Source organism: Exiguobacterium sp. s91 (genome assembly GCF_018618915.1).
Classification (GTDB): Bacteria; Bacillota; Bacilli; order Exiguobacteriales; family Exiguobacteriaceae; genus Exiguobacterium_A; species Exiguobacterium_A abrahamii.
Window position 1 is genome coordinate 28,943 of record NZ_JACSMZ010000004.1, and the last position, 16,250, is coordinate 45,192.

Sequence of the window (16,250 nt, forward strand, 5' to 3'; positions counted from 1 at the left end):
CTGACCGCCACATGGCAGTCAGGCTTTTTTGTACCTTCATCCGAACGTATTCGTCGGAATGGCATCAAGTTCAGCTTGTTCCTTCAAGCGCTTTTCTTCCATTTTCTTCGGATCCGCTTTTTTCATGAACCGTTCCCATGATGCGTTCAATTCAGAACCGAGTAAGATGATCAGCCCTGTGAAGTAGAGCCATAGTAACAAGATGACGACACTACCGAGCGAACCGTAGGTCTGATTGTAGTTCGAGAAGTTCGAGACGTAAAATCCGAATCCAACCGATAATAATTGCCAGACGATGACACCAAAAACAGCTCCTGGAATTGCTTCTTTGAATGTAATCGGGCGCTTTGGTGCGACGCGGTAAAAAATCGACAGGATACCAATCAATAGAATCGTCGACACGACATATCGTAAGACCGTCAGTAGGATTTTTTGCCCCATATCGATCGGCAACACGAAGTTGGCAAGATACGTAATGATCGGACCACCGAGCACATTCAAGACGATCAGCAACAACATCCCGACTCCGAGCACGATCGTGAGTAACAAGGCAATCCCACGCGCTGCGACAAAACCACGGGGCGAGAAGTCACCATAGGCATGGTTTGCTGTCGTGATCAAACGATCGACCCCTTTGGAAGCAGACCAGACAGCAAGAATGGCACCAATCGATAACAGACCACCCTGCGGTTCTTTGATGGCTTGGAAAATTGTATCCGTGAACGTATTGACGGCTCCGCCTGGCGCTAGGTCCCGGATTTGTGACTCGAGTGTCTGACGATCGATGTCAAAGAATGATAAGACCGAAATGACGAAAATGATTCCTGGGAAAATGGATAAAAACCAGTAATAAGCGAGTGTCCCTGCATAATCCGTGATATTATGATCGGACATTCGCTGCTTTAAGTTCAGGGCAAGCCCTTTTGGATCGCGTGAATGCGCCATCGTCATCTCTCCTTCATGAAAAAGAGGCAGTCGAAGACCACCTCATTGTTTTAATATACTTTTCCCATTTTATTTCAACTAAAACCTCATTCGTTTTCAGAAAGGATTAATTCATAGAATGGTTCTGTCATTTCTGCCAGCTGTTTGGCAAGTGACGGTGGACGAATCGGTAACGAAGGTAGTTCCGAACGCTTGATCCAGACCGGTGTATAACCCGATCCTTCCTCTTCGAACTCTTCACCCGTACCGGTGCCAAAGCGACCCCCAATTGTTTTCGCCCAAAAATAAGGATTGTCGAATCCATTAAAACGGACGATGGCGGCAATACCGGTCAACTCCACATCGATTCCAAGTTCTTCATGTGCTTCACGAATCGCTGTTTCTTCTAACGATTCTCCTTTATCTTTCCCACCGCCTGGAAAGACATAATACGTTTCGTTCGGTTTATCCCGTCGGATCAACGCAATTTCATCCTGTTCGTTTCGTAAAATGATCGCACTTCGTTGAATCGGCATGACGCCACCTCCCCTTTTATCATTTCTACTTATCGAAGAGCATCCAGCATTTCAGGAACGAGTCCATTTTCTGTCGAAGCGATGACTTCCGCTGCAACCTTCATGCCAAGCTTCAAGGCTTCTTCTGCCGGTCTCTCTTGTGTCAATTCAGACAAGACAGCAGAGAAGAATGAGTCGCCTGCTCCCGTTGAGTCAACGACCTTCACTTTTTTCGTTCCGACGTGACCTGATGTCGCTGTACGACGATCAACGTAGACCGCCCCGAGTTCACTCATCGTCACGACCGTGAACGGAGCACCTTTTTTCGCTAGCTCATTTGCTACATGAATCGCATCTTCAACCGTCACGATCGACAGATCAGACAGAATTTCCGCCTCTTCTCGGCTACAAATGAATCCAGTGAACCCTTGTAGCAGATGACGATTTCGTTCGATGACGCTCAAGTGACCACAAACACCAAACAACGGCAACTCCATTTTGCGACATAAATGAATCAAACGTTCTAAGACCGTAACGGACAAATCAAGATCGATCGCAACGGCATCGACTCCATCGAGTGCATAGACCGATTGACGTAAAATCGCCTCTTCGAGCAACTTGGCATCCGGTTGTTTCGAGATCGATGTTTGCAAGTCACCTTCGTTATCCATGACAGCTAGCCACATGCCCATTCCATGATCTTCTAACATTTCGACGTGATCCACATTTACACCGTAAGATTTCAGCTCATCGAGCACTCCCACGCCAATCTGATCATTCGTAACCGTCGAGATAAAGCGAACTTCATTCCCGAGGACGGCTAGATTTTGTGCTACGTTGCGTCCTGTTCCTCCATTTGAAAACGTGATGTCTCCTACGTTTTTCGCATCCTTATGCAAAGGAGCGAACGAAGTTCCTTTTATGTCGACGAATACTTTTCCGATTACCGCGATTTTATTCATTTCAGTTCCACCTCTAACCATATTTCCTGATTTCCGACCTTGTTTGATCTTTCAGGCACATTGCTTCAATTATAGTAAAATTTTAAATCAGTGACAACCGAAGTAGTTTTTTTCTAACTGTTCGCTATCTTCACGTTAAAAAAGCAGCAAGCGGATCGCCTGCTGCTTTGATTTTTGATTAAAGATTAGATATTCGCGATCACGAGACTGATTGCGAGTAAGAGTCCGAAAATCGTGTTCACTTTACCGGTCTGTGCCATGCCAGGCATCAGCTTTTCCGGTGGTAAGTCTTCCCAGAAGAGACGTACTGCTTTGATCATGAGCGGAATACTCAATAACGCGAGTAATGCAAACCATGAGACTTCGAATGCGAGTACAGCAATAATGAGAGACAGGACAGCTGCCGCAAAAAATCCGATCAAGACGTACACGGCACGGCGATGTCCGACGAGACAGGCAATCGTTTTTCGTCCGTTGACCTTATCATTATCCAAGTCCCGAATGTTATTCGCAAGTAGGATTGAACCAATCAAGATGGCGACTGGTACCGAAATCGCAACGGCTTCTGTCGGAACATAACCAATTTGCAAGTACGCCGAAATCGCGATGATGATATACCCCATGAAAAAGCCTGCAACGACCTCTCCAAATGGTGTATAGGCGATTGGTAACGGTCCTCCTGTATAGATATATCCGACGAACATCGAAATGAGTCCTACGACAAGTAACCACCACGATGTCTCGATGCACAGATACACACCGAGTAATGCCGAAATGCCGTACAATGTAAGTGCGAACGCTAGAATCGTCCCCGGCTTGAATCCGTCACGAACGATCGATCCACCGATTCCGACCGACTCCTCCGTATCTAAACCACGTTTGTAATCGTAGTATTCATTGAACAGATTCGTTGCGATTTGAATCAGCATCGATGCGATCAACATCGCCACGAACAAATCCAAGCGTATCGATTCCACGCGTGGTGCGACAACTGCCGTACCGACGACGACCGGAACAAAACTTGCTGTTAACGTATGCGGTCGTGTCATTCGCCAATAGACAGCGATTGATTTATTCATATAATAACCCCTTTCCTGTCTAAGTGTATCGGGTTTCGTTTTTTGCTGTCAATGTTCAATCCGAGATAGCTTATTCCTTCTTTTTTGTCCGCAAAAAGTTTACACTTAGATTAAGTGAAACATATCACAGTATCTATAGACTAGGGGGCAATGAGCGGTATGGCTTACGCTCAACAAGAGCTAAAACAGTGTATCGAACAGGCCGTCAGTCAGGCGAACGCCTCACAACGACCTATACTCGCTTCGTATTCATGGGAAATCGAAGCAACTGACATGCGTTCCCTCGAACAGGGTATCGAGGAACGATTTTATTTCGCGACACCTGATCGCTCGATGCGGGCCATCGGGTTTGGCATCGTACAACAACTTCAGGCTTCAGGAACGGATCGTTTTTTACGGATTCAATCGCAATGGACAAACTTGAATCGCGATCATGTCGGTCATGATTTATTTGCGTTCAGCGGATTTTCATTTACCGAACTCAAACAACCGGATTATCGCTGGTCTTCCTTCGGAGATGCCTCGATGACGATTCCGAAGTTTTTATTTCTAGAACAAGATGGCAAGACACGTGTGACGATTTTTGCCCGCGTCGAGCCAATGGATCAAGTCGATTCAATCTTAAATGAACTCGCACTCGATTTCGCCAAAGTCAATCAACCGCAATCATCGACTTCCGCAGGCGTCACGCGCTTACGACTATCGCGGGATGGAAATGAAGCCTTTGAAGCTTCGTTCCATCAAGCTATGCACTACTTGGAGACGACACTTGAAAAAATCGTCCTGGCGCGCGAAGTCGTCTATGAACTGGATCGTCCACTCGATATAGCCGCTGTCGTCGCTGAACTCGAAGATACGCAGCCCGGCAGCTACGTCTTCTGTTTCCAACCGAATCCAGAAGAAGCCTTTATCGGTGCTACACCGGAACGACTCGTCTTAAAACGTGGACGTCGTCTTGAAACAGCAGCCGTCGCTGGTTCTGCACCACGCCACGCGACGGATGAGATGGACGAAGCACTTGGTCAATCGTTATTACAAGATCAAAAGAATCGGGTGGAGCACGGAATCGTCGCGGATTCGATCGAACGAACATTATCTGTATTTTCAGAGGAACTGGATTGTCCGGATACGCCGATTCTCTTGAAGAATCGCCATATCCAACATCTTTATACACCGATCACAGCTCATTTAAAAGAAGATGTAACGCTATTCCAATTGATCGAAAAACTGCATCCGACACCTGCGCTTGGGGGCGAACCCAAGCAGTTAGCAGTCGATGCCATCCAAGAAATCGAGACGTTTGAACGAGGATGGTACGGTTCACCTGTTGGTTGGATGAACGGACAGGATGACGGGGAATTCATCGTTGCCATTCGATCTGGATTGTTTACAGAACGGGCGGTCATTCTTTATGCCGGTTGCGGTCTCGTCGAAGGCTCTCATCTCGATAGTGAACTGGCAGAGACGGAAACTAAACTATCACCGATGTTACAAGCACTTGGACACGTCGGTTCGATTGAAAAGGATGATATTTATGTTGACTAAGTGGATGCACATGTTAATCGATACGCTCGTCGCTTCTGGTGTCCGGGACTTCGTCATCAGTCCCGGTTCCCGTTCGACACCACTTGCTATTGCTGCTTTTCTGCATCCTTCTAGCCGTACCCACGTCCTTGTTGACGAACGGTCGGCTAGTTTTTTTGCTTTAGGTCTAACACGGACGGAAGAACGTGTTCGTCCCGTTGCGTTGATTTGTACAAGCGGTACCGCTGCGACGAACTATTATTCAGCAGTGACCGAAGCGAATATTTTTGAACTTCCGTTGATCGTCTTGACCGCCGATCGACCACATGAATTACGGAATGTCGGTGCGCCACAAGCCATTGATCAGATCGGTCTGTACGGGAAGCAGGTTCGGCATGCGTTTGATCTTCCGTTAGCAGAAGAAGCGAGCCTTCCTTACGTCGCTCATGTCGCACAACGTGCAACCCTACTCTCTCTGACGGAACCAGCAGGCCCGGTTCAAATCAATGTTCCGTTACGTGAACCCCTCGTGCCGGAACTCGATCTCTTACGGACAGGACGTCCGGTCGGTGTTTTACCTGAACCGACACCGGGAGTAAACAACGCTTTAGCGACCGCACTGCAAGAAGAGCGTCTTCTTTTTGTACTTGGACCACAACTCACTGCGGTAGACGGTCAGGTTGTCATCTCGTATGCGAAACAAGCAGGGATTCCGGTGTTAGCGGATCCACTCAGTCAAGGACGACAATCGCATGATGCTCACGTTTTTGCCTATTACGATACATGGCTCAAACATCCAGCTACCGCACAGCACGTCCGACCAGATCGAATCATTCGTTTCGGTGCCATGCCGACGTCAAAACCTTATCTGCTTTGGTCTCGGGATATTCCGACGACGGTCGTCGGTCATCCAGGAAACTGGCGTGATCCACAGCTTCATTCGGATTTCGTGATTGGTCACGCGCGACAACTCGCGCATCATGAATCTGTTCCGCACGACCCTAAGTACCTCGAACTGTTGCAACAGGCGGAGCGACGCGTCGCCGATGCTTTTGCGACAATTGATCAAGAGGAGATGACGGAATATAACGTCGTCCGTGCGTTGACGACGTTACAAGACGGAAGTCTATTCGTTTCGAACAGTATGCCGATTCGGGACGTCGATACGTTCCTGCCGACAGGAACACCCCTTCGTCTACTCGCGAACCGAGGTGCGAACGGGATCGACGGGATTCTTTCCAGTGCGCTCGGAGCAACGTTTGATGCCACACATCGCTACTTACTCGTCGGCGACTTGGCGTTCATTCACGATATCAATGGGCTGATGACAGCACGCACACTTCCGTTAACGATCATTCTCGTCAACAATGCGGGTGGCGGCATCTTTAGCTTTTTACCACAGCAACAACTCGATCAAGATGTTTTCGAACCACTCTTCGGTACACCGCAGCATCTCGACTTCGCTTCCCTCGCTTCCGGATACGGCGTAACCTATCAGGCGATTGATTCAATCGCCGCGTTACGTCAAGCACTTGCGGAAGAGACGAACGTCACTCGGATTCTTGAAGTCAAGACGACACGAACAGAAAACGTACAGATGCACCGTTCGATCTGGGACGTGACAAATCAAGCGTTAGCCGAGATGTTCCAATGATTTTGCGTGGGCATACGTATCATGTGAAAATCGAGGGATCTGGTCCACCGCTCCTATTGCTTCATGGTTTTACAGGCTCCCTCTCGACGTGGGACATGCTAAGTGAGCATCTATCGCCTCACTTCACCGTCTATCGCCTCGATTTGATGGGACATGGAAAAACGACACCGGCGTCTGAGCAACGAATGCGTTTGACGCAACAGGTCAAGGATCTCGAGGCACTGCTCGCTATGCGATCCGAGCCATGGATCGTCCTCGGATATTCGATGGGTGGACGAATCGCTTTAATGCTGAGCGTCGTCTCTGAGCAAATCGCTCGGACAATCGCTGTTAGTACGACACCGGGTATCCAGACGGCAATCGAGCGAAAAGTACGTCGTACATCGGATCGATTGCTTGCGGAGCGACTCGAAAAAGGCGGACTCGAAGCTTTCATCGATTACTGGGAGACACTTGGACTATTTAAACCCCAAGCCCTTCTCCCGGAATCGCAACGTACGCGACTGCGTCAGGAGCGCCTGTCCCAAACGGTGGAAGGTCTGAGTGCTTCGTTACGTGCACAAGGTACAGGAAGCATGCCATCCCTATGGTCATGCCTTCCGAAAGAGATTGATTGGATCGTCGGGGCAGAGGATGAAAAATTCCGTGCCATCGCTTCACGAGCGGCATCACCTGAAAAAATTCACGTGATTTTGCACGCTTCGCACGCCCCACATATCGACCAACCGCAAAAGTTTGTTACAATGGTAGAGAATCTACTTATTCATCACTAACATATTGGGGGAATTCACATGAAATATGCTCCGGAATGGGTATCAGCCCGCAGCTATGAAGACATCAAATATGAACAATGGAACGGGATCGCGAAAATCACGATCAACCGTCCTGAAGTTCGCAATGCGTTCCGACCACACACGGTCCACGAACTCATCGACGCATTTTCACGTGCACGTGACGATCAAAATGTCGGCGTCATCATCTTAACAGGTGAAGGCGATCTCGCATTCTGTTCTGGCGGAGATCAAAAGGTACGTGGACATGGTGGATATGTCGGTGACGATGAAATTCCACGCTTGAACGTTCTTGATCTTCAACGTTTGATTCGTGTCATTCCAAAACCAGTCATCGCTATGGTCGCAGGTTATGCGATTGGCGGCGGACACGTCCTTCACCTCGTGTGTGACTTGACGATCGCTGCAGACAACGCCCGCTTCGGACAAACTGGTCCAAAAGTTGGTTCATTCGATGCTGGATATGGCTCTGGTTACCTCGCACGCGTTGTTGGACACAAGAAAGCGCGTGAAATCTGGTACCTCTGCCGTCAATATGACGCACAGCAAGCACTTGATATGGGACTCGTCAACACGGTCGTCCCACTCGCAGATCTCGAGCAAGAAACGATTCAATGGTGTGCTGAAATCCTTCAACATTCACCAACGGCTCTTCGTTTCCTTAAAGCGGCATTCAATGCTGATTCAGATGGTCTTGCAGGGATTCAGCAACTCGCAGGAGATGCAACATTGTTGTACTACACAACGGACGAAGCAAAAGAAGGACGCGATGCGTTCAAAGAAAAACGCAACCCGGACTTCGGACAGTTCCCGCGTTTCCCATAATGAAAAAAAGGTTCAATCGTCTTACGACATTGAACCTTTTTCGTATATTCATCTCAAAAGGAAGTGACTATTTTGTATCCTTGGATCTATACACGGGCAAAAGAACAGCCGGATGACATCGCACTCATTACGGAAACAGAGCGTTGGTCGTGGTCCGAACTATATGCACGCGCGCATCGCTTAGCGAGTACTTGGGCGTCGATCGTAACACGTGGAGACCGGATCGCCCTGTACGGTCCATCGAGTGCGCGCTACATCGTCGCACTTCACGCAGCTCAATTGCTCGAACTGACCGTCGTCCCGATCAACACACGTTTGACGCAAACGGAAGTATTACGTCAATTCAAGCAGGCAGATGTACGGCTCATCGTGACGGACCGGACACTTGATACAAGGATTCCGTGCCGTGCTTTCTCTTATGAAAAAGAAGCGCCTGACCTGTTAATACGCCATATGCCAAAGCAATACGTCCAATCGATGCTCTTTACGAGTGGTACGACCGGACATCCGAAAGCCGTCGAACAAACGATGTTGAATCATTTCTCGAGTGCAACGAACGCCGCGCGTCATATTGGATCACTGCCAGAGGATCGTTTTTTGATCGTCACGCCGCTGTTCCACATGAGTGGGTTAGCTGTCGTCTACCGGGCGGTCATCTATGGAGTACCGATCATTCTCGAGCCACATTTTTCACCAGAACGCGCCCTGCACTGGATTACGACAGAAAAGATCACCCATGTCTCACTCGTCTCGGTCATGCTTGATCGGTTACTCGAAGCCGGACTACGTCGCCACGCGCTTCGCGTCGTACTGACAGGAGGCGGTCCTGTTCCATTACCGATTCTGACGCGTGCCCTTGATCGTAATATCCCGGTCATGCAGACATACGGGATGACGGAAACAGCTTCTCAAATCGCGACTCTTTTGCCAGAGGATGCCTTACGAAAGATCGGATCGGCCGGACAAGCGATTCATCCGACGCAAATCCGCATTACGCGTCACCAAGAGATCGAAGTCAAAGGCCCGACGATCATGAAAGGCTATTTTCATGAGGAAGAGAAAACGGCAGAAGCGTTTACGGCAGACGGTTTTTTCAAGACTGGTGACTTAGGACGTCTGGACGCCGATGGATACCTCTATGTCCTCGATCGTCGAAGCGACCTCATCATCTCAGGTGGGGAAAACATTTATCCAGCTGAAGTCGAATCAGCACTTCTCTCGATTGATGGAATTCAAGAAGCAGGTGTCGTCGGACGATTTGATGCTAAATGGGGACAGGTTCCGGTCGCCTTCATCGTCAGCACACTCGATGAAGTCATCGTCCGAACGGAAATCAGTCAATTGCTCGCTAAATATAAGTGTCCGGTTGATTATATCTATCATAGCGCGCTGCCACGCAATGCGAACGGTAAACTATTGCGGAAGCAACTGAAGGAGTCATTATGAGTATCACTCTCCGGTCTGCCGAACTGTTCGATGTTCCGCTCGTTTTTCGTCGTCCGATGCAAACCGCCCTCTCGACGCTGACAGTACGTCGGACGACGATTTTGCGTCTGACTGATTCGGAAGGACGAATCGGTTACGGGGAAGGTGTCGCGTTTGATACACCGTGGTATACATCGGAAACGCAGCACTCTCTTCAAGGAATCGCTCCGCTGCTGTATCGATTACTTGAACAACCGCTCCATCATCCAGCAGACGTTACGGATCGCTTCCACATCGTGCAAGGTAATCCGATGGCAAAGGCGATGTTCGAAGGAGCGATCTATGAATTATTCGCAGCAGCTACCGGTCAATCGCTCGCCACGTATCTCGGAGGTGATGAATCATCTCTCGTACCTTGCGGGAAAGCACTCGGACGGGCTTCTGCAGCACAGACCGTCGAAGCCGTCGGACAAGCGATCGCTTCCGGATATGGACGGATCAAGCTGAAGCTCGCTCCGACGGATACCGTCGTTCTTGAGCAAGTACGTGCCGCTTTCCCTGATGCGCCCTTGATGTTTGACGCTAACGGCAGCTTCACTGAAGCAGACTTCCCTCTATTACAACAGTGGGATTCATTCGGTCTCGTTATGATGGAACAGCCGCTCGCAGCGTCGGATTGGTCCGGACATCAACGTCTCGCTAGACTCTTACAGACACCGATTTGTCTGGATGAATCCATCGTCGCTCCAGTGGATGCCGAGTTGATGCAGACGCTCCACGCTGGTCAGATTCTGAACATCAAGCCGGCACGCGTCGGTGGACTGACGAACGCTTTGTCCCTTCGAACAAAAGCACCCTACTGGCTCGGTGGGATGTTCGAGAGCGGTATCGGGCGTCGTCAGACCCTTGCTTTTGCAACACTGCCTGGACTCGCTTATCCGATCGATATGGCAAGTACTGCCGATTATTTCGAAGAAGATTTGCTTGAGACCCCGTATCATGTCGAACACGGACACATTCGTTATTCCGCTCCAGCCGTATCCGAGTCACAGTTAAACAAATTGGCAACGTCCCGGATATCCTTATAATAGGAGCACTACGACGAAAAAGAAGGCTGACTCAAAAAAGAATGACGGGTCTTTTCACGCCCTTTCCTCAGTCGAGACACAAAGCCCCTCTTTCCTGCCTTATTCAAGCAGGAAAGCGGGTCTTGTTTGTCTCTGACAGCGCAAAGATGCGCTTTTTCCTGTAGGAGTTGCGTGAAACGCGTCATTCTTTTTGTTATGAAATAAGGGTGGCAGATTATCATTCTGCCACCCTTACCTTTGTGGAAACTGACTTTTGAGTCAGCCCCCTTCTCGTGTTTTACTATATGAGCTTTTCTTAGAACGATTCTTTGCCTTCGACTTTCGTCAAAATCTCATACCCGTCCTTCAAGACGACGACCGTGTGCTCGAATTGTGAGACGAGGCTCCGGTTCGGTGTGTATAACGTCCAACCGTCCCGCTCATCTTCGATACAGAACTCATCTCCTGTTGAAATGAACGTCTCGACAGCGATGACTTGGCCTTCCTTCAACAAATCATTCTCTTCACGATTGAAGTAGTTCGAGATGGATTCTGGCTCACCATGAAGTGTCTTACCGAGACCATGTCCCGCTAAGTTACGGATGACCGTGAAACCGCTCTTACGTGTTTCGGCATAGATTGCTTTTCCGATCTGGTTGACCTTCGTTCCGGCTTTGACTTTTTCAAGTCCTTTCTCAAGCGCCGTCAATGACACTTCAACGAGTCGGACATCTTCCGGACGTTTTGCTTCTCCTGCGATGACCGTCTTCCCTGTGTCCGAGTAGTAACCGTTCTTCACAGCCGAGACATCGACATTGACGATATCACCTTCTTGAATGACATACTTCCCTGGGATACCGTGTGCTGCGATATCGTTGACACTGATACATGTCGCTCCTGGGAAATCGTACATGACGATTGGAGCAGACTCTGCTCCCTGTTCCTTCAGGATGCGTGCTCCGATGTCATCGAGTTCCTTCGTCGTGATTCCCGGTTTGACGGCATCCGCCATCTCATCGCGTGCCATGGCGACGATTCGTCCAATTTCTCGTAATGCCTCGTAATCATAATCTAACACTTTCATTTCCTCCTCATTCACTCAATCGTTCTTGATATAGATAATCTGCAGAGATATCCGCAAATAAGAACATCCCATTACTGAGCGGCATACTAAATGTCCGCGTTTGTTCACTCGAGCTGAAGTCGACGTACCGTTCGGACAAATATCCACTATGTCGTCGTTCCATCGCTACCGTCGTCCGGATGAAGTAAGGACGGAAACTCCAGTTGTACCCTTTGTAGAAGGAATACAGTTTCCACTCCCCACTCTTTTTACTGACGTTTGAAGATTGTTGGAATCCATTCGCATCCGTGATATAAAACCGGATGAATTCCGGCTCCATCTTCCGGGCAAGCGTCAGCAACCATTGATCGAGATCTTGCTCCGGCTTCAAGGACTGACAATCTTCATTAAATCGAACCGTCCAGTCTTGCTCTAGCTGAAACAAGCGATTCATCTGCTCGCGATCATATTTATAAAACATCGGGACTTCATGGATCAACACTTCCATACCAGGACAGGTCATGACCCATTCAGGTGATGCTTCTCCAAGTAGATTCCCCATGTAGTAACGTCCTCCGTGTTGCCACGCATACCGAAGTTGACCGAGATGACTGATATTCTTATACAAAAGTGGCGCTCCAAGCTGGTCGCAAAGATGCTCCATCGTCTGTAAGAGATGTGGATACGACGCTGAGACGGTCTTTTTTTCAATCATGGAGGATAAATCGACGATCAACATATCCGGCGACATCGAAAAGACACGTTCAAGACTCGTTGCTTCCGCACGGTCCAGCGCTACCTTCAGTCCAGAGTTCTGGTAATACGCAACGATTCGACCCAGACGGTCAAAATCATCGACTTGGACATCCGTCAAAGTAACGTACATCCGCTCTTTTGGAAACGACGAGTCGACCGTCCGTAAGACATGCAAGAAGTCCTCCCCACCGTTTTCAAACAGCCAAGCTGGACGACAACGGATCAGAATAAACGCTTGTGCATCGGAGGGTACTTTTTGGAATGCTTGACGGACGACATGCCCCATGACTTCGAGTTGATACTCGATTGGAACATCGTCTTCCTGAAAAAATGGTTTTAACGGTTCTCCACGAAAATGGGACTGGATTTCATACCCTTCCACCTTAAAAGGGGCAGCGCCTACGATCGGTTGAAACCATGCCTCTATCTCTTCGGGATGAACGATGACATCTAATGCATCCATTCTATTCCCCCCTTGTACTCTTGTTCTATCTTAACAAAAAAAGAGCCTCTCTGTAACGAGAGAGCCCCTGTTTTACGATAACGTCGTATCTTTCCGCAATGCGATATACAAGTACACACCGAATGTCGCCGTCAAGTAGATGATACTCAGGACACCGTATTGGATTCCGACGGCTCCTCCCTTACCGATGGCTAGCACAAGAAAGATGATGCCGCCAAATAATAAGGTCGCCAACGGAATATAACGAAAATGTCCTTTTGTCGTCCGCTCACAAATCTTTTTCGTCGCGACGATCAGTGCAACGAGACAGACGGATGCTGCTACATAAATGGTATACACGAATGATTCAGCCCTCTCCCTATCGTTCATGGCTCATTTTATCATGACCGCTCAGATAAATCATAAAAAAGAACCGACTTGTCTGTGACAAATCGGTTCGAATCGTTTACTTTTCAAAACGTGGTTTACGTCCACCACGGTTACGATCGCTTTCGCTACGGTTGCTACGTCCAGCATAACCGCCTTCACGACGATCTGATGAAGAAGATGAACGACCACCTTCACGACGCTCGCCACCGCGTGGGTTGTTTCCACGGTATCCGCCACTGCGGTTGCCGCTTCCACTTCCACCTTTGTTTCCGTAAGGACGACGGTTTCCACCACCGTTGCTACCGAAACGTTTCACGCGGATTGGTTCGATTGAAGAGATTTGGACTGGTGTTGCATCCGGCTCTTTCGTCAATCCTTTAAGTGCTGCTGAAAGAAGTTCCACTGCTTCGTACTCTTCTAAGAGTTCTTGTGCAAGTGTCGTATATTCTTTTGAGTCTTTTGCTTCAACGCGTTTGATGAGTTCTTGTGCAGCAAGCTTCAAGTTGCCTTCTAAGATTTCATCAAGTGTTGGTGCATGACGACGTGACATTTTTTTGTTCGTGACACGTTCGATTGTTTTGATTTGACCGAATTCACGTGGTGTAACGAATGTGACAGCCGATCCTGTTTTACCAGCACGACCCGTACGACCGATCCGGTGAACATAGCTCTCTGGATCTTGTGGGACGTCGAAGTTGTAGACGTGTGTGACACCAGAGATGTCAAGACCACGTGCTGCAACGTCTGTCGCGACGAGGATATCAATCGTTCCTTTTTTGAAACGACGGATGACTTGGTCACGTTTTGCTTGTGTTAAGTCACCGTGTAAACCGTCAGCTGTGTATCCACGTTGGATCAAACCTTCAGTCATTTCGTCAACACGTTTTTTCGTACGACCGAAGATGATTGAGAGTTCCGGAGAATCCGTGTCGATCAAACGGCAAAGAACGTCGAATTTTTGGCTTTCTTTCAATTCGATGAATGACTGGTCGATGTTTTCAACTGTCATTTCTTTTGCTTTGACTTTGATGTGTGTCGGAGTCGTCATGAAACGATCTGCGATTTTACGAATTTGTGGTGGCATCGTTGCTGAGAATAAGAGTGTTTGACGTGTTTCAGGAAGTGCACCGAGGATTTTCTCGATGTCTTCGACGAATCCCATGTTCAACATCTCATCTGCTTCGTCAAGGATGACCGTTTGAACGTGATCGAGGTTCAACGTCTTACGGTTCATGTGGTCCATCAAACGTCCTGGTGTCGCAACGACGATTTGTGGATTTTTGCGAAGTGCGCGGATTTGACGATCGATTTGCTGACCGCCGTAAACAGGAAGTGCATGAACGCGTTTTACTTCACCGATCCGGTTCAATTCTTCTGCTACTTGGATTGCGAGCTCACGTGTTGGAGCAAGAATCAACGCTTGGATGTTGCGTGATTTTGCGTCAAGACGCTCGATTGTTGGGATACCGAATGCTGCAGTTTTACCAGTACCTGTTTGTGCTTGACCAATTAAGTCAACGCCGCTGAGTCCGACTGGAATTGTTTCTGCTTGGATTGGTGTTGCTTCTTCGAAGCCCATTTTTAGGACACCTTTGATAAGTGCCTCACTAAGATTTAATTCACGAAATGTTGTCAATGCTAAATACTCTCCTTTGTCATATGAAAAGCGTCTGCCACTAAACAGACGCTACCGTAACGAATACAATCGACTACCTATTATAACAGAATCTATCACATAAAGATAGAGCGGTTTCTCTTATAATAATGTTTAGGGAAGTCACCATCATAATCGTTGCCATAAGGGCGAGGGAAAGGCGAAGTGCCCGGACCGTGCGATGTACGTCATCGCGTGCCCCCACTAGTGATGGGGTATATTCAGTAAATGGTCGCCGGTAATCAAACCAGCCGCAACCACCAAAATGATGAATTCCTTACTATCTATTCGAAACGCAGGCTTACTCGGTCCGATTATTTCGTCAACCGAATACCCGTTTCATTTTTTTCTATTTTTTTATCTTTCAACAGGCGACCGAGCGCTCGTTTGAATGCTGCCTTGCTGAGACCGAATACTTCATCGATCGTCTCGGGAGCTGTCTTATCACCATACGGCATCTGACCATCATGTTCAAGTAGATGGTTCAGAATCAACTCCGCGTCTGTATCAATGGCTTCAAAGGCACGTGGTCGTGCTGAAAGTAATACTGTACCATCTGGTTTTACATTTGTCACTCGTAATTTCAAGACTTCTCCAAGACGCGGCCAACGTTCCATCTCACGTTCATGCAAGAATCCGATCGATTGATCGTTGACCCAGACGTTAACGCCTGGTTCACGTTGTGAGAAGACGAGACCTTCGACGTCCATATTGTTCCACTCCTCTGGAGCTGGCTTCGCACGTAAGTTGAAGTATGCATAAGGTGCAGGGTCTCCGAGTAACCGAAGCTTCTGATCATGTTTCAGACGAATGAAGAGTTGATCGCCTTCTTCTGGCCAGAACATCCGGCGCTGCGGCAAATCGTCGAGTGAGACGAGAACGTCTTTTTGAATACCGATGTTCGCGAACACTCCTGTGTTATAGCGTGTTCCATTAATCGTCGTCTTGACATAGTCTTCAAATGAAGCTTCTGGAATCGTCATCGATGATGCTAGACGCCCTTCATTATCTTGATACAAGAAGACTTCTACCTCTTCATCGAGGGCTACTTTCCGTGTTTGTTCATTGTTATGCAACAACACGTCTTCATTTCCATCTGTCAGAAACACTCCGAACTCTGCTTCGCGTTCTACTTTTAATGTGACAACCTGTCCTGCGCGTAATCCCATTTCGGGTCAT

15 protein-coding genes are annotated in these 16,250 nt (G+C 48.4%); 6 read left to right on the forward strand and 9 right to left on the reverse strand.

Features of this window, described 5'->3' with window-relative positions; all coding sequences use genetic code 11:
• Positions 1–36: 36 nt before the first annotated feature.
• From KNQ06_RS14625 to KNQ06_RS14640, 4 genes are all read right to left on the reverse strand, one after another.
• On the reverse strand, positions 37–945 hold the full coding sequence (locus tag KNQ06_RS14625) for a YihY/virulence factor BrkB family protein (RefSeq protein WP_029340889.1): 909 nt from the start codon (positions 943–945) through the stop codon (positions 37–39).
• An 86-nt stretch (positions 946–1,031) separates the two neighbouring features.
• Complete coding sequence (locus KNQ06_RS14630; RefSeq protein WP_215148666.1) at positions 1,032–1,460, reverse strand: NUDIX hydrolase; 429 nt, start codon at positions 1,458–1,460, stop codon at positions 1,032–1,034.
• Between the two features lie 29 nt (positions 1,461–1,489).
• A complete protein-coding gene (locus KNQ06_RS14635) occupies positions 1,490–2,401 on the reverse strand; it encodes a guanosine-inosine kinase (RefSeq protein ID WP_215148669.1) in 912 nt (303 codons plus the stop codon).
• Between the two features lie 185 nt (positions 2,402–2,586).
• Positions 2,587–3,480: a 1,4-dihydroxy-2-naphthoate polyprenyltransferase gene (locus KNQ06_RS14640; RefSeq protein WP_029340886.1), complete on the reverse strand. Its 894-nt coding sequence runs from the start codon at positions 3,478–3,480 to the stop codon at positions 2,587–2,589.
• A gap of 159 nt (positions 3,481–3,639) precedes the next feature.
• Between KNQ06_RS14640 and KNQ06_RS14645 the strand changes: the two genes are divergently transcribed.
• The 6 genes from KNQ06_RS14645 to menC all read left to right on the forward strand — a co-directional run bounded on the left by KNQ06_RS14645 (position 3,640) and on the right by menC (position 10,787).
• On the forward strand, positions 3,640–5,025 hold the full coding sequence (locus KNQ06_RS14645) for an isochorismate synthase (protein WP_050677396.1): 1,386 nt from the start codon (positions 3,640–3,642) through the stop codon (positions 5,023–5,025).
• Complete coding sequence (gene menD, locus KNQ06_RS14650) at positions 5,015–6,658, forward strand: 2-succinyl-5-enolpyruvyl-6-hydroxy-3-cyclohexene-1-carboxylic-acid synthase (protein WP_215148671.1); 1,644 nt, start codon at positions 5,015–5,017, stop codon at positions 6,656–6,658. Before KNQ06_RS14645 ends, menD begins: the two co-directional genes overlap by 11 nt.
• Complete coding sequence (menH, locus tag KNQ06_RS14655; protein ID WP_214772547.1) at positions 6,655–7,431, forward strand: 2-succinyl-6-hydroxy-2,4-cyclohexadiene-1-carboxylate synthase; 777 nt, start codon at positions 6,655–6,657, stop codon at positions 7,429–7,431. The genes menD and menH overlap by 4 nt, the downstream gene beginning before the upstream one ends.
• Positions 7,432–7,449: 18 nt before the next feature.
• Positions 7,450–8,274: a 1,4-dihydroxy-2-naphthoyl-CoA synthase gene (menB, locus tag KNQ06_RS14660; RefSeq protein ID WP_023469886.1), complete on the forward strand. Its 825-nt coding sequence runs from the start codon at positions 7,450–7,452 to the stop codon at positions 8,272–8,274.
• Between the two features lie 63 nt (positions 8,275–8,337).
• Positions 8,338–9,720 (forward strand): o-succinylbenzoate--CoA ligase, encoded by a 1,383-nt coding sequence (gene menE, locus KNQ06_RS14665; RefSeq protein WP_353049203.1) that lies wholly within the window; start codon positions 8,338–8,340, stop codon positions 9,718–9,720.
• Positions 9,717–10,787 (forward strand): o-succinylbenzoate synthase, encoded by a 1,071-nt coding sequence (menC, locus tag KNQ06_RS14670; RefSeq protein ID WP_214725280.1) that lies wholly within the window; start codon positions 9,717–9,719, stop codon positions 10,785–10,787. Before menE ends, menC begins: the two co-directional genes overlap by 4 nt.
• Before the next feature lie 295 nt (positions 10,788–11,082).
• Here menC and map read toward each other — a convergent pair whose 3' ends face one another.
• The 5 genes from map to KNQ06_RS14695 form a co-directional block, all read right to left on the reverse strand.
• Positions 11,083–11,844, reverse strand: coding sequence for a type I methionyl aminopeptidase (gene map / locus KNQ06_RS14675; protein WP_023467279.1), 762 nt, complete (start codon positions 11,842–11,844; stop codon positions 11,083–11,085).
• Positions 11,845–11,857: 13 nt separating this feature from the next.
• Positions 11,858–13,048 carry an EAL-associated domain-containing protein gene (locus KNQ06_RS14680; RefSeq protein ID WP_023467278.1) on the reverse strand — a complete coding sequence of 397 codons (1,191 nt, stop codon included), beginning with the start codon at positions 13,046–13,048 and terminating at the stop codon, positions 11,858–11,860.
• Between the two features lie 72 nt (positions 13,049–13,120).
• Positions 13,121–13,387: a hypothetical protein gene (locus KNQ06_RS14685; protein ID WP_023467277.1), complete on the reverse strand. Its 267-nt coding sequence runs from the start codon at positions 13,385–13,387 to the stop codon at positions 13,121–13,123.
• A gap of 106 nt (positions 13,388–13,493) precedes the next feature.
• Positions 13,494–15,053, reverse strand: a complete 1,560-nt coding sequence (gene cshA, locus KNQ06_RS14690; RefSeq protein ID WP_035398788.1) for a degradosome RNA helicase CshA — start codon at positions 15,051–15,053, stop codon at positions 13,494–13,496.
• A gap of 332 nt (positions 15,054–15,385) precedes the next feature.
• Complete coding sequence (locus tag KNQ06_RS14695) at positions 15,386–16,240, reverse strand: CvfB family protein (protein WP_023467275.1); 855 nt, start codon at positions 16,238–16,240, stop codon at positions 15,386–15,388.
• Positions 16,241–16,250 lie beyond the last annotated feature (10 nt).